Source organism: Mojavia sp. (assembly GCF_059505145.1).
Window position 1 is genome coordinate 20,450 of record NZ_JCACKA010000022.1, and the last position, 13,790, is coordinate 34,239.

The 13,790-nt window shown below is 39.8% G+C and carries 15 protein-coding genes and 1 pseudogene; 7 read left to right on the forward strand and 9 right to left on the reverse strand.

All coding sequences use genetic code 11. From position 1 onward, the window contains the following. The first annotated feature begins 62 nt into the window (after positions 1–62). Together AC5JL8_RS02795 and AC5JL8_RS02800 are read left to right on the forward strand one after the other, a co-directional pair. Positions 63–2,414, forward strand: coding sequence for a CHASE2 domain-containing protein (locus AC5JL8_RS02795; protein WP_495878254.1), 2,352 nt, complete (start codon positions 63–65; stop codon positions 2,412–2,414). A gap of 104 nt (positions 2,415–2,518) precedes the next feature. Continuing rightward, the gene (locus tag AC5JL8_RS02800) at positions 2,519–3,304 is read left to right on the forward strand and encodes a DUF928 domain-containing protein (protein ID WP_495878255.1); all 786 of its coding nucleotides are present in this window, start codon (positions 2,519–2,521) and stop codon (positions 3,302–3,304) included. Positions 3,305–3,377: 73 nt separating this feature from the next. On the opposite strand, the gene hpsU is transcribed toward AC5JL8_RS02800, so the two are convergent. The 4 genes from hpsU to AC5JL8_RS02820 all read right to left on the reverse strand — a co-directional run bounded on the left by hpsU (position 3,378) and on the right by AC5JL8_RS02820 (position 7,202). Next, positions 3,378–3,950: a hormogonium polysaccharide biosynthesis acetyltransferase HpsU gene (gene hpsU, locus AC5JL8_RS02805; protein WP_495878256.1), complete on the reverse strand. Its 573-nt coding sequence runs from the start codon at positions 3,948–3,950 to the stop codon at positions 3,378–3,380. Between the two features lie 58 nt (positions 3,951–4,008). Beyond that, positions 4,009–4,938, reverse strand: a complete 930-nt coding sequence (locus AC5JL8_RS02810) for a glycosyltransferase family 2 protein (RefSeq protein WP_495878257.1) — start codon at positions 4,936–4,938, stop codon at positions 4,009–4,011. A gap of 22 nt (positions 4,939–4,960) precedes the next feature. Beyond that, positions 4,961–5,893, reverse strand: coding sequence for a glycosyltransferase family 2 protein (locus AC5JL8_RS02815; protein ID WP_495878258.1), 933 nt, complete (start codon positions 5,891–5,893; stop codon positions 4,961–4,963). Positions 5,894–6,386: 493 nt separating this feature from the next. Further along, on the reverse strand, positions 6,387–7,202 hold the full coding sequence (locus AC5JL8_RS02820; RefSeq protein WP_495878259.1) for a hypothetical protein: 816 nt from the start codon (positions 7,200–7,202) through the stop codon (positions 6,387–6,389). A 212-nt stretch (positions 7,203–7,414) separates the two neighbouring features. On the opposite strand from AC5JL8_RS02820, the gene cobU reads away from it, so the two are divergent. The 3 genes from cobU (at position 7,415) to AC5JL8_RS02835 (ending at position 8,983) form a co-directional block, all read left to right on the forward strand. After that, positions 7,415–7,996, forward strand: coding sequence for a bifunctional adenosylcobinamide kinase/adenosylcobinamide-phosphate guanylyltransferase (gene cobU / locus AC5JL8_RS02825; protein WP_495878260.1), 582 nt, complete (start codon positions 7,415–7,417; stop codon positions 7,994–7,996). A gap of 101 nt (positions 7,997–8,097) precedes the next feature. After that, positions 8,098–8,529, forward strand: coding sequence for a hypothetical protein (locus tag AC5JL8_RS02830; protein ID WP_495878261.1), 432 nt, complete (start codon positions 8,098–8,100; stop codon positions 8,527–8,529). Between the two features lie 226 nt (positions 8,530–8,755). Then, positions 8,756–8,983 (forward strand): ATP-binding protein, encoded by a 228-nt coding sequence (locus AC5JL8_RS02835; protein ID WP_495878262.1) that lies wholly within the window; start codon positions 8,756–8,758, stop codon positions 8,981–8,983. A gap of 22 nt (positions 8,984–9,005) precedes the next feature. On the opposite strand, the gene AC5JL8_RS02840 is transcribed toward AC5JL8_RS02835, so the two are convergent. Next, positions 9,006–9,188, reverse strand: coding sequence for a hypothetical protein (locus AC5JL8_RS02840; RefSeq protein ID WP_495878263.1), 183 nt, complete (start codon positions 9,186–9,188; stop codon positions 9,006–9,008). A gap of 124 nt (positions 9,189–9,312) precedes the next feature. Here AC5JL8_RS02840 and AC5JL8_RS02845 point away from each other — a divergent pair, with 124 nt between their 5' ends. Continuing rightward, positions 9,313–9,600 carry a Mo-dependent nitrogenase C-terminal domain-containing protein gene (locus AC5JL8_RS02845; protein ID WP_495878264.1) on the forward strand — a complete coding sequence of 96 codons (288 nt, stop codon included), beginning with the start codon at positions 9,313–9,315 and terminating at the stop codon, positions 9,598–9,600. Positions 9,601–9,916: 316 nt separating this feature from the next. On the opposite strand, the pseudogene AC5JL8_RS02850 reads toward AC5JL8_RS02845, so the two are convergent. From AC5JL8_RS02850 to AC5JL8_RS02865, 4 genes and pseudogenes are all read right to left on the reverse strand, one after another. Then, positions 9,917–10,531 (reverse strand): annotated as a pseudogene (locus tag AC5JL8_RS02850) (HARBI1 family protein). After that, complete coding sequence (locus AC5JL8_RS02855) at positions 10,479–10,811, reverse strand: helix-turn-helix domain-containing protein (RefSeq protein WP_495878265.1); 333 nt, start codon at positions 10,809–10,811, stop codon at positions 10,479–10,481. The pseudogene AC5JL8_RS02850 and the gene AC5JL8_RS02855 overlap by 53 nt, the downstream one beginning before the upstream one ends. Positions 10,812–10,973: 162 nt before the next feature. Beyond that, a complete protein-coding gene (locus AC5JL8_RS02860; protein WP_495878406.1) occupies positions 10,974–11,237 on the reverse strand; it encodes a transposase in 264 nt (87 codons plus the stop codon). A 122-nt stretch (positions 11,238–11,359) separates the two neighbouring features. Beyond that, the gene (locus tag AC5JL8_RS02865; RefSeq protein WP_495878266.1) at positions 11,360–12,103 is read right to left on the reverse strand and encodes a PEP-CTERM sorting domain-containing protein; all 744 of its coding nucleotides are present in this window, start codon (positions 12,101–12,103) and stop codon (positions 11,360–11,362) included. 1,180 nt (positions 12,104–13,283) lie between these two features. Here AC5JL8_RS02865 and AC5JL8_RS02870 point away from each other — a divergent pair. Beyond that, positions 13,284–13,790, forward strand: a 507-nt coding sequence (locus tag AC5JL8_RS02870; RefSeq protein ID WP_495878267.1) for an AMP-binding protein, incomplete at its 3' end; no start/stop codon positions are given.

Consider the following 13,790-nt stretch of genomic DNA (forward strand, 5'->3'; position numbering starts at 1 on the left):
CTTCTGCGTACTCCTACGGAGGAGCTAGACGCAGTATGTCGTAGACAAGAGTAGCGACGGTCATGGATAAATTAGTAGTTCTGAAATTTGCAGACGGTAGTTTTGAGCAGGGCTTTGCTGTTACCCTCCAGATTGGTGAAGAATGCGATCGCCCCGCAACAGAAATTTCAGGCAAGCTCCCTCCATGCCCTGAAATGTTGCTGTACTATAGCCATTGGCAATCTAGCTATCAACGTTTGGGCAATCGTTATCGCCTAGATGCTGAAAAGGTGCAAATAACTAATGTGTCAATGACACAAGATTGCCTTAACACTGCCCATATTTTGCGGGCACGTTTTAACACCTGGCTGCAATCAGAAGGATTTCGCCCCCTGCGGGAGAAATGGCTAGAAAGACTGATGCCTACAGACGAAATTCGGGTGATTTTGCAAGCAGAAAATAGCCAATTGCAGCGGCTACCTTGGCATCTTTGGGATTTGCTAGAACGTTACCCCAAAGCAGAAATTGCCTTATCATCACCGACTTATGAGCGCATTTACAAGCCACGCATTCCAAATCAATTGGTGAAAATTTTGGCAATTGTAGGTAATAGCGAGGGAATTGACACCCAAGCTGACCGAAACTTACTACAACGGTGTAGAAATGCGGATGTCAGTTTTCTGGTAGAACCACAGCGTAAAGAATTAAATGACCATCTTTGGGAGAAAAACTGGGATATTCTGTTTTTCGCTGGACACAGTTCTAGCCAAGGAAAGGATAGTAGCGGGCGAATCTATCTAAATAAAACCGAAAGCCTTAGTATTAACGAGTTAAAGTACGCTCTTAAACATGCTATAGAACGCGGCTTACAACTAGCAATTTTCAACTCTTGTGATGGGTTAGGACTGGCACAAGAACTTTTTGATTTACAAATCCCGCAGATGATTATCATGCGGGAACCTGTCCCAGACCAAGTAGCTCAGGAATTCTTGAAGTATTTTCTCAGTAGCTTTGCTGGCGGTGATTCTTTATATCAGGCAGTACGGCAAGCACGAGAACGCCTGCAAGGACTTGAAGATCGATTTCCTTGCGCGACTTGGTTACCAGTGATTTGTCAAAATCTAGCACAGCGACCACTGACGTGGGAGGAACTAACACGCGCCAATAAAAAAGCCAGATCAAATTCACCTTTGTTTCCCAGTCAAAGATTTAAAGTAGCTTTATTCTCCAGTGTGGTGATGACTGCTTTAGTCTGTGGAGTCAGGTTTGTGGGGCTGTTACAAAGTAGTGAAGTTCAAGTCTTTGACCAGATGATGCGATCGCGCCCTCAAGAGGGGCCTGATCCACGTTTATTAATTGTGACAATTGACGATGCTGATCTTGCAGTTCAACGCCATAACAATGAGCCGTTAAAAGGAACTTCTGTATCAGAAAAATCTCTCAATCTACTGCTGACAAAACTTGAGCAGTATCAACCCCGTACCATTGGCTTAGACATCTATCGTGATTTTCCTGCCGAACGGCAAGAGTTAATTTCTCGCCTTCAACGCACTCAGAACTTAGTCGGGGTTTGCAAAGGAAGTGATACAACAGTAAATACTAGAGGCATTGCACCGCCACCAGAAATCTCCAAAGAACGCCTCGGATTCAGCGACTTTATTCATGATCCTGATGGAGTTGTGCGTCGGCAGATTTTGTTTATGAGCCAAGAAGCGGCATCGCTATGTTCTGCCCCCTATGCATTTAGCACACAACTGGCATTCCGCTATCTGCTACCCTTAGGAATTCAACCCAAGTTTACTCCACAAAAGAATTTACAACTTGGTAGTACTGTATTTCAACGTCTTTCGCCTCGTGCCAGCGGCTATCAAGGTATCGATGCCAATGGCGGTCAAATTTTACTGAATTACCGCTCCTCAAAAAAAATTGCCGAACAGGTGACACTGACGCAGTTTTTATCTGGGCCATTGAATCCTAGCGCAGTCAAAGACCGGATTGTTCTGATTGGTGTATCAGCAAGAGGAGATTTTCCCGACTACTGGGCTACGCCCTACGGAAAACAGTTAGAAGGGCAAATGCCAGGAGTTATAGTACAAGCACATATGGTCAGCCAAATCCTTAGTGCTGTTTTAGATGGGCGTCCGTTGTTACGAGTTTGGTCACCGTGGATTGAAGTAATCTGGATTTGGGGCTGGTCTTTCGTTGGAGGAGTGCTTGCTTGGCGGTTAACTTTCCCTTCTAAATTGGCATTGGCAGTAGGTGTAACCTCTGGTGTTTTGTATATATTCTGCTTTGGTTTATTAATCTCAGGTGCTTGGGTGCCTTTTGTGCCGTCAGCTTTGTCATTAGTAGGGACGGTTAGTGTGACATCAATTCAAAATTTAAAATACCTTCAAGGAAGCGCCCCGAAGGGAGTCTATAAAATTTCAACTTAAACAGGGAAAATACACAGCAATGTTCCCTACAGCGTGGTCTATTTACCTAAAAATAGCTGTAATCTGCTTTTAAGAACTTATTTAAAAAGTCAATTTTAAAATCAATGAAACTTTTTTTAGCATTAGCTCTTGGTGGCACTAGTTTGGTGGCTAGCCAGACTGCAATACTGGCGACACCAAACCCAGTAACATTTAAGCATCCACTAGGCATACACTTTAATCCTCCCCCACCTCCACCAGATCCCCCTCCAGGTGGCCGCGTCCTTGGTGGAGCCAAGCGTGGTATATGTCCACAAGTTAAACCTGAACTCACTGCCCTAGTGCCCTTTACTCAAAAAACTTCTTCCTTGACCAATGTTTGGGCATTGACAACGGTAGCACACCCAACCTTGTGGTTTTATGTGCCAGACTACCGAAATTCAACTTATCCGGCTGAATTTGTACTGCAAAATGAAGATTCAAACCCCATTTACCAAAAAGCGATCGCCTTACCGGATCGGCCTGGAGTCATTGGTATTTCTCTGCCTACCACAGTTTCCCCTTTGGCACTGAACAAACGATATCGCTGGTTTTTTAACATCTACTGCGATCAAGAAAAACAATCACCCCCCATTTATGTTGAAGGAGTCATACAGCGAGTTTCTCTAAGCCAAGCAACTGTTCAGCAGTTACAAACGGCACAGCCTCAACAGCAGGCTGCCATCTATGCTCAAAATGGTATATGGCACGACGCACTGACTATACTGGCTCAACTGCGGCAAAAAAATCCTCAAAATGTCGCACTTCAAACAGAGTGGAGAAGTTTGCTGACGAGTATCGGTTTGGGTGAAGTGGCTACACAATCAATTATTTTAAGGAAACCTAATTCCTCTGCCGCCAACCTCCGGTGAAAACTTTGGGGTGATTAAAGTTGGACTTGTCCCCAAAATCAAAGCAAAACTCTTCGCTTGATCTGTATCTCCCTTACCTCGGATATTGGGGACGGCAGGGCGTTCCTAAGCACACCTGGCTAGAAGGCATATCTGTAAAAACACTACTACGAGCGCCAATCACAGCATTAGCGCCGATTTGCACTCCTGGCCCGACAAAACAATCTGCTGCCACCCATACTCCATTATCAATAGTGATACTCGCTGTTTTCAAACCAAAAGCAGGATCATGGATATCGTGGCTGCCAGTACATAGATAACTTTTCTGGGAAATTACGCAGTGATGACCAATATGAATCTCATCCAGACTATATAAAACTACATTATCTCCAATCCAGCTGTAGTCGCCAATAGTAACTTTCCAAGGATAGGTGAAGCGGGCCGTAGGTCGAATAAATACACCTTTACCAATATGAGCGCCAAACAACCGCAGCAAGGCGCAACGCAAATTATTTAACGGTTGTGGAGTTAGAGGAAAGGCGATCGCCTGCACCAACCACCATAACAAAATATACCAACTCGGACGCCCCCGATCAAACCAGGATTGGTCATACTTGCGTAAGTCTACAAAAGGTTCTGCATCCAATATTAAATTTAAATTAGTCATTATTTAGTTGCTTTGCTCAAATTCCAAATGCAAAATTCCAAAATTAGATTCTTTATTTTTAATTAATTACTTCTTGAGCCAAAGAAGATGCTACAGGCTTGGAAGTTGCAGTATTAAGCTTACCGCCACAGTTGCGTAACTCGTACAGTTTGACTCCAATTTGATATTCATATTGACTTAGCAGACGGGCATAAGCATACCCAGCTTTACCATCTAAAAAACCAAGTTGAATTATATAGAACAAAACAAACCGTAACAAAGGTTTAAAGGGCAAGCGTACCCACACTTTTTTCAAAAAGCGTTTGCGTTGTACTGCATCGCCAAATAGATTTGCACCAATTGTGCCGCTATCATCTTGATTTGTCAGTAAATTGAAATAAACTCGTGCTTCCCAATTAGAATAGCGATTGTGCCTTTCTAACCAGTGGTACAAATCGCGGAAATCTTCGTGAAGCATATCATTTTTGAGATACCCAACTTTACCTTGTAAAATCACGTGTTCGTGAACTTCATTATCACCAGTATTGGGAATATCTTCAGTATTTAGGTTTTCGTAGCGACCTTTTGTATGCTTAAATAAACGCAGATTCCAATCGGGGTATTTCCCACCGTGGCGAATCCATTTACCTAAGAAAAATACACGGCGATTGAGATAGTAACCTGTATATTCATCATTTTTAATTACTTGGGCAATCTCCGTCCACAATTCAGGAGTAATGCGCTCATCACAATCGACTATAAGCACCCATTCATTACGAAAAGCTAGGTTATCTAAAGACCAATTTTTCTTTTTCGGCCAGCTACCATTGAATTTAAATTGTACGACATTTGCGCCATAACTTTTAGCAATGGCAACACTATTATCACTGCTTTGAGAATCTACCACGAATACTTCATCAGCTAGTTGCAAACTAGCGAGGCAGGCTGGTAAATTTGCTTGTTCATTTTTTGCTGGAATCAATACGGAAACGGGTATTTTATTTAACATAAAAGGTATTAATTATGATTTATTATTTCTTACTAGATATAGATAAAAGACCTTGAATAGCAGTATTTAAATAAGCAATCTGGCCATAGGCATACACAAGGTTATCAAAGCGTTCTGCCGGATCAGAAAAGTATTGCAATGCCTTATACAAGCCCCGCAAAAATCGCTCACCACCTCGTTGCAACTGGCTGATACCAGCTTTACCAGCAAGTTGTTCTCTATAGCACTCACTAATACCCTGCCACCAGCCTCGGTTTAAAAACCAGGAACGTTTGAGACGTTCTGGGGCAACATTGTGAGCAACTAGCGCTTCAGGAAGATAAGCGACTTGCCAACCCCGTTGCAGGGCAAATTCTGTCATTTGCAGTTCTTCATTAGATAATAAGTTTTTGCCGACTCGACCCAGATGAGGATCGAAACCGCCAATTTCTTCAAGGAAGCTGCGGCGTATAGAATAGTTCAAGCCTCTGGGGGTTAAACCAGGCTGATCGATATAGACGATGCGATCGCCCAAGTCGTATGCTCCCAAATTACTAGCTAATCCAGGAGATAGCCATCGTGGTTGTTGCATACCTTCAGGCCATAACAAAGTGACTTTGCCACCTGCGATCGCTAGTTGAGAATTACTTTGATAAGCAGAAAATAAAACTTGTAGCCAACGATTACTTGCAACTGCATCGTCATCTAAATAAGCAAGAATTTTGCCCCTAGCTATTTTTGCACCAGTGTTACGAGCAACAGATAAACCAATGACTGGTTCAAAGATATACTTTAGTCGAGGATGAGAAATTCTTTGTTGTACAACTTCATGGGTGCGATCACTTGACCCGTTATCTACTACCACAACTTCAAACTCAGCCGCAAAATCCTGCGCCAAAAGACTATCAATCGCTGCACCTAAATAGGTATCTCGATTGTGAGTACAAATAATGGCAGAGATTTGAATGTCTGGCATAGGATTGATTGTGGATTTTGTGATTAGTCAGTTGTCAGTTGTGAGCTAGTGACGGGTACGCAGGGGGTTTCCACGCCACTTGCTACAACGCGGGAAACCCGCAAGGGCGCAGTGGCTCCCCATGAGCAACTGACGTTCCCCGTAGGGGTTCTCCCAGAGTACCCGAAGGGTCAGCTGTCAGATGTAATACCAAATTAGATAAGTAGTATCAATTGCAATTCCTGGAAAATCTTGATTAAAACATTTTTAATCCAAAATTCCCAATTTGTCTTGTCACGCCAGTACACACAACGAGGAAACCCCTGCAAGCGACTGGCTCAACTTACTGCAAAATCCAAAATTGGCATGAGTAGTCAGTTTTAAGTTGTTTTTTTCCTACTGACTACTGATCATTGACTAATGACAACATCCAACGGTTACCTACTGCCTGCTAATCTATACCAAAAATTCCAGACCAACCAACCGCGTTTCTTCGGAAAAAATCCTGAGAACTTCAAGTTTGTTGGATATGACTGTGTAAAATTACTAGAGTTTCAGCTAGTTGACTGAGGCGGGTTTCTAAATGTTGCTTGCGACCCAAAAGTTGACGTAGTTTTTGGTAACGAGCGATCGCCATACTAACAGCGGGAACTTGCTCAGGCGGACAGGGACGTGACCAGACTTTACCTGAAGCATCCACACCGCAAAGACGGTAACCACTACGTGGGAATTGATAGGATACTTTCCCACCAGCAGCACAAATTTCTTCTACATAGTCCATGAGGCGGTCAACTTCGGCATGGCGCAATGTTGCTGTTCCTGCCTGTTCTGTATCTTGGGAATTGGATTCTAACCAGCCATTGACAATCGGGCCTTCTAAGTAAATATCTTGAATTTGTTGAAGAATTTTTTGTAGTTCGTTCTGCCAACCAGCGACAGTCTCCTGAATTTCTTGTAACAGATTTATTGCTAATCCTGGATTAGCTGCGTGGCGATGGCTACTAAAACTAGGAGTTTTGAATTTCGGTAGGCTAGGCGTTTTGGCATCGCTGTCTTGTGTCGGAAAAGTTTGCACAGATTGATGATGGCGCAATAAGTCTTCTTCGTTAGAAAAGTTACTCTGGGAGCCTGTACTTATATCGATTGTCTGCCCTTGTATATTTGATTGCTTTGGCAATGGAGTTTCATCACCTGCTGTAGATTCGCTTGTTCCAATACTGATTCTAAAAGAGAAAGACTGCTTTGGTGGATCACCTGCTTCGGCAGGGTCGGCAGTGCCCTTTCCTAAATCGTGTAGAGTTGCCTCAATACGTTTCAAGCCTGCTTTCATAAAAGATATCCTAAAATTTGCTATCCCCAGTAGTGTTGAATAATTCAAAATGGGGTTGTTGGGATTTTTGACTTTGCCAATTGTGGCATTAATAATGCTGGTGCTAATTTTATCTCTTAAAAGATATTTGAACCAACAATCTCATCCCTAACAGGAAAAATTCTGCTGAGATATTACAACCCCAATCAATTAAAGATACTAAGGAAAAAGCTTTGGGTAAAGTCATATTAGTCACGGGCCCAGCCAGATCTGGTAAAAGTGAATGGGCAGAAACTCTGGCAATGCAGTCCAAAAAAGCAGTTTTTTACATAGCAACAGCTGCTGAAGATCCAGCCGATCAAGAATGGCACAAACGCATTCAAGAACACCAAAAACGCCGTCCCCAAGACTGGGTAACCCTTTGCGTACCTGTAGAAGTGTCTGCTACTCTTGCTGATGCGAAGCCAAACACTTGCCTTTTGATTGATTCTTTGGGTACTTGGGTAGCTAATCTTCTGGATCAAGACGAAATCACATGGGAAAACACTCTAACAGAATTATTAGATACTGTGCAGTTGGTTGCTGCTGATATGCTATTTGTAGCAGAAGAAGTTGGTTGGGGTGTGGTGCCAGCTTATCCTAGCGGTCGAAAGTTTCGCGATCGCCTTGGTTCTGTAGTGCGACAGTTAGGAGGAATTTGTCAAGCTGTTTATTTAGTCACTGGCGGTCATGTCCTGAATCTTAGCGATTTAGGTTCACCATTGCCACCTAAGGTAGGTTCATTAGAGATAGAGACATGGGAGAATCTTAAGTGATACAAAATCACCCATGGATGTTGTTCATACGGTGAGTATTCTTAATTGTTTGTTTAAGATTCAACTTCCAAAATTTCAAATTTAAACTCTAAAATTGTGGTATGGCAACCGAACAAGAAGTGAGACGATATCTTGCCTACTGGTTTCAGTTGGGTAAGAAAGTAGTAACGGGCAATGGTACGGCAAAATTACTGCCACAGCCAGTGCTAAAAGGCGATCGCTATAGTGATGAATTTGAAGAGTGCTGGCAAAAAATTCTCTCGTCACAAACAGGTGACTGCCACTTAGAGGGAACCCACGAAACTATTGCTGAACTGCTGACATCGGAATGGGGAATGTCTCCTTGCAGTCGTTGTTCTATGCCAATACCGATGCGGAATGTTGGGATGCCAGCCTTATTATGCCCCTGTAATAATTTACCCAACTGGCCTAATACCGAACTGCCAGCGCCACGAAGCCCAGTTAGCACTCAAGAGCAACTTATGGCTATTCGGGAGCGGCTTTTGAATAATCTTGGCTCCGCAAACAACTGAAGAGAGATTGTTTATTAAAGAAAGACTTTTCGAGCCATTGTTTGCGGGTTGGTAAAGTCTTATTTTTTAGCAGACTGACTTTGAATATTTGCAACCAATAGTTCCTCACGTGTTGGCTCAGAAGCTACAAGACGACACTAAATAGTGATTTGGCTCATAAGCATTACACAATTTTGTACAATCCTCTACGAGTAAGTTCAGGAATCAAATCGGATTGCTATATGTCATGATTCGGATTTCAGATAATGGCATTGGCATGACAGACGAGGTGAGACAACGGATCTTTGAGTCTTTATTCACCACGAAAGCAGTTGGTAAAGGTACTGAGCTGGGATTAACGATCGCCCATCAAATTATAGTCGAAAAGCATGGTGGAGCGATTAAGGTTAATTCCACACTTAATCAAAAAACTGAATTTATGATTATTTTGCCTTTGAAACAACAACATTCGTAACTCAACCATCTACCTGGATTGTTTAAGTGCAGTCATTGTTCTGCTTACCAAGAGTACCACTAAAGCACCTAGCTACCGTTGGACGAGAGTAACGCTTGGGCGATCGCTCGTTTTGAATCTCGGCTAACTGCTCTGCTTCCAGCAAGCCCAACCGCGTAATCAGACTGGGTGATTCTGACTTTGTACTTGTCTGAGTCCTCAGCAATTTTACTGTGTTGAAAATGAATTTTCAAAAATCGAAAAAATAGTTTCGTATTTATACGATGTTTTTCTCTGGAGATAGTTGTAATTCTAAAGTAGCAACAGATTGATTCAAGGAGATCGAATTTATGAACTTATCAAATAAGGCTCAATTGAATAACAACTTATTAAACCAGATCCGATATCAGCTTGAGGTCGTAGAAATACATGATTATAAACTTGCCAGAATCTTGTGCAAAATCATTCCCTCTCATTGTCCTTTTGAAAGAACTGTGACAATTTTAGGTCGGGCGCTTTTTCGCATTCCACCTTTGTGTAAGTTAAATCCTCTTTATGAACAAGTAGTTGGTCTGCGTTTTAAGTGTTTATCATATTTAGTAGATGAATGTGGGGAGGATGTGACAAAATACTGCTAAATATAAGTTGCATCAAGTACTCGAAACAGTCAAGCTAAACTAAAATTTATATGCAAAATGTGGGAATCAAGGCCTCGTAACCCTTTGGGCTATTGCATTCTCTAAAAGTGACAAAAGAGGATTAAGTTGATACGAAGCTAAAGCCAAAAAGAATAGACTTGTCCGAAAACTCCAAAGCCAGACTGTTCAAAGCTTTGAGGCAAAACTTTGATATTTGCGTAAAAACGTAGCGATCAGGCTTTGAGATAATTACTGTTAGTTTAGAGACATAAAAATTAACTCCTATTTTTAAAAAATTTCTGACTATTCGTAGTAGCTAAGTTGGCAGAATTAAGCTACCAATTCTCAACCTGACCAATCCACAAACTGTTAAAATAATCTGCTCGTAAGTCTTAAGATTTAACCGAAATCTCTGTGAGACGATCCGAAATATTTTGAGCAGACGGATTAAATGCTCAATAAATATCCGATTACTGGACAAAGCTTTGTTTTCATTTTTTTGCTGTTGAGTTAATTCTCGTTTTGGTTTCCTTTTATGAGGAGTAGTGATATTTTCGCCTCATTGAAAGCCTTTATCACCTGAAAAGGGTTGAGATTTATCAAATTTAATTTGAGATTGACGAAACAATTTTATATCTGCTGTTGCCCCAGGAATACCTACTTTCACCTCTACAATATCCTTACCTTCTGGTATCCCAATCATGAGATTTTTTAAAGTATGTTGTCTCTTCTTTCCAGAAAAATATTTATGTTGCTCTTTTTGGTCAGAATCCCTATATATTGGCTGTTCTAGGCTATCGACTAATAGCCTAAAATTTGTTATAACTTCTTGAACAAATAGTAAATCGCTCTCATTATTTGAGACTTGTTCTAATAAACTAGCAGGTAATATATTCACGAAAAATTGGTATCCAGTCGTGAAATGTATCATTAGCTTCCGTTTTGGAAACACCAAATAACATTCCTAATACTTGAAATGTTGGCATCTGTCTTAAATAGAATAAACATAAACATACTTGTTCTTCGGTTGATAACTTTTCGGGACGACCGCCACCAGCCGCATTAATTCTAACTTTATGACTCTCCTGTTTAACTTTGATGTCTTGGTGTCGTTTTAAGGCGCAATTTAGCAGTGATTGCAATTGTTCGTAACTAATCCCTAACATCTGTTTTGTTCGTAGTGGATACTTTTGGATATAATCAAAAACCATAACTAATTGCGAAAAATGGTAGACACTCAATTCAACGTTTTACCATTTTTCTTTCCCTACGTTAATATTTCGGACAAGCCTAATGTGAAGACTACAGATAAACGTGTCGTATCTGCTAAAGCTTTGAGTTGACGAGCGCAAAAGTCTGAAGATGATACATTTTTAGAGTTCATCATTCACCCTTGCTATGACTTGAATGATTATTGATATGAAAAATTTTTCAAATTTTCCTGAGTGTATCATATTTCTTTCCTCAGAGTGATAGAAATTGTGGATGAGCGATCGCCTAATGACTAGCAACTCCACCGACAATTTGCTTAAACGACGAGACAGCGTGGAGTGGTCAGGTACTTCTAGCTCAACCCCCATGATAGTGAGCAGCGACTCCAAAAAAACCTCTGCTTGTCTTCCCGGCAAATGAAACAGTGATTGAGTGGTAGCCCATTAAGGTGCGTTATGGCTAACGTCTACAACGCACCTCAAATCTCGGATATGCAAATAATAAATGTAAGGAGTATCACATTGGTGTAATACTCCTTATTGTCTAGTCATCTTTCTTTTTTTGAAGCTAAACTTGCACCTACAAATCCTAATGTTATACCCAAAATCGATGCAGGTTCTGGAACTTGAATTGCGTCTAATTTCACATTATCGAAATTAACTTCTATACCATCACTCTGTAAAAGATTCAGCAATCGGATTTCCAATGATTTTCCTAAGTTTGAGTCATTGGCTGAAGCAATATACGAGATACTAGAGGTAACAAAAGCTCCTTCTGTTACGCTCAGGTTATTAAAATCTTGAGTAAGTAAATTTCCTCCAGCTAATAATTGAATAGCATAGCCAGGGAAACCACCTAGACTGATGAAACCACCCACAGGTGGAATATTACCAATTTCAACCTGTAAGGTATATTTCGTATTAGCTGTCAACACACTGGTAAGTGTTTGTGATATTCCCACAGCACCACTTCCAGACGGATAAGTGAGGTAAACATATCCAACATTATTACCTTCTGGAGCTTCGTTAACATAAAAGTCTGGTGTGGGATTGTATGCACCATAAATTGGCTCACCACCACCTATACTGGTAGATGTCAGGTTAGATGGATCATATAATGTCCAGCCAGGTAACACATTAATAGTAAAATCTCCTTCTTTTATTATTGGTTCTTCAAAACCTGCATTAGCTACACTTAAACTTGCTGCATTTGCTGTAGGTATTTTAGTTATAACTGCAATAGTTATAGATGCAAAAACAGCTGCAACATAAGCAATTTTTTTGGGTATCATGATTTTAGTTTTAGATAGGACGAGAAACAATTTAGTAGTTAGTAAATCGAATATTTACTAACTACTAAATTCGCAAAAATCAAGATTTATGTAATCTTTTATTCTTCTAATTACAAAATGCTAACACTGCCTTAAAAATAAGTTGTTAAGTTTACAAAATATTTTTGTATACTTTTTAACAAATTTAAATTAACTAAACTTTAGATTAAAAGTTAGGTCTTAACAGTAACTTCACCTAAAATACTTACTGTGATCAATTGAATGTCACAGCATCAATACTTGCAATTACCGTTGAGGGGGGATAACTCGCTAGTTTCTGTGCTGACATTTGTTTATATCTACTGATATCATTGCCAAAATTTATACCAATTTCAATCTGTATAATTCTTATAATGGAAAGTTTCTGTTATTCTCTAAGCACAACAGAATTCACTTAGATTTGACTTATCAAACAATTATCGACATTCAGAATAGAGATTAGGATGTTGATATAGAATCAGTTTTAAAGGTATTTGTTAATTATCAATAATGGTATCATTGGCTGTTCAGTATATTTGGCTTTACTAAATCATTTGCACAAGCAGCATGAACATTGTGATATCTATATTTACGATTAGTTTATTTACAAATGGCTATTTATATAAGTATGAATTAGAATTTTTTATTTATATTATGTTCATAATTTATACTTTTAATTCATCTAAAATTTATACTCTTAAATATATTTAACCTCTTCATTATAGTTTTAAAGTTAGTAGCGTTTACTTCACAGCTTCTTGAAATTAATATCATTATTTTTAACATTGTAATAACATTTTATCTGATTGATATTATAGAAGTAGTTTCAAACAGAGATTATTTAATTTATGAATAAGAAATGGGCTGTGAAACGGCCGAGAATTAATCCGCTCTTTGACAGATGAAGAAGCACAAAATGCAAATAACGGATAAGAAAAACTATGGGAACTCATACAAGAAGATTTTGTGAAAATCAGCTTGAACAACGAACATCATTATTTTATACGCGTCACCGTAAAAGCTTATATTATTCTAAGCTAAAATAAATTTTAAAAGGCTCCGTTTAATTAATACTTCACTATTATTTCATGGTTAAAAAATTAGTTAAATAATTTATTCGTGCCTTGAATTATTAACGCTTAAATACTTGGAAAATCAAAACATGACGATTATAAACTCTACAGAGTTTCAAGTATATTTCTCATGTGAAACCCCTGATAGTAATTTTAGTAAAACATTACTAATTCATCAGTTATTTGAAGCCCAAGCACTGTGTTCACCCAGTAGTATTGCAATAGAATTTGAAGGTGAGTGTGTTTCTTATCAAGAACTAAATCAACGTGCTAACCGACTTGCTCATCATTTGCAAGTATTAGGGGTGCAACCCGATATTCTCGTTGGTTTGTGTTTAGAACGTTCTTTAGAACTCATTATTGCTGTACTAGCTATCCTAAAAGCAGGTGGTGCTTATCTTCCTCTTGATCTTAATTATCCAGCAGAGCGTCTCAGTTTCATGCTGGAAAATGCCCAAGCTTCTATATTATTAACTCAAAGCCATCTCTGCAAAGGGTTGTCATTACAAACTACACATCGCTTTTGCTTGGATAGTAATGAGGAAGCGATCGCCCAAAATCCCACAACTAATCCCCAAAGCGAAGTTACTCCCGAC

Coding starts and splice junctions, on each gene's coding strand:
- AC5JL8_RS02835 (WP_495878262.1), top strand. CDS start 8,756: ATGATTCGGATTTCAGATAATGGCATTGGCATGACAGACGAGGTGAGA.
- AC5JL8_RS02815 (WP_495878258.1), bottom strand. CDS start 5,893: ATGCCAGACATTCAAATCTCTGCCATTATTTGTACTCACAATCGAGAT.
- AC5JL8_RS02795 (WP_495878254.1), top strand. CDS start 63: ATGGATAAATTAGTAGTTCTGAAATTTGCAGACGGTAGTTTTGAGCAG.
- hpsU (WP_495878256.1), bottom strand. CDS start 3,950: ATGACTAATTTAAATTTAATATTGGATGCAGAACCTTTTGTAGACTTA.
- AC5JL8_RS02855 (WP_495878265.1), bottom strand. CDS start 10,811: ATGGTTTTTGATTATATCCAAAAGTATCCACTACGAACAAAACAGATG.
- AC5JL8_RS02800 (WP_495878255.1), top strand. CDS start 2,519: ATGAAACTTTTTTTAGCATTAGCTCTTGGTGGCACTAGTTTGGTGGCT.
- AC5JL8_RS02865 (WP_495878266.1), bottom strand. CDS start 12,103: ATGATACCCAAAAAAATTGCTTATGTTGCAGCTGTTTTTGCATCTATA.
- AC5JL8_RS02810 (WP_495878257.1), bottom strand. CDS start 4,938: ATGTTAAATAAAATACCCGTTTCCGTATTGATTCCAGCAAAAAATGAA.
- AC5JL8_RS02820 (WP_495878259.1), bottom strand. CDS start 7,202: ATGAAAGCAGGCTTGAAACGTATTGAGGCAACTCTACACGATTTAGGA.
- AC5JL8_RS02845 (WP_495878264.1), top strand. CDS start 9,313: ATGAACTTATCAAATAAGGCTCAATTGAATAACAACTTATTAAACCAG.
- AC5JL8_RS02830 (WP_495878261.1), top strand. CDS start 8,098: ATGGCAACCGAACAAGAAGTGAGACGATATCTTGCCTACTGGTTTCAG.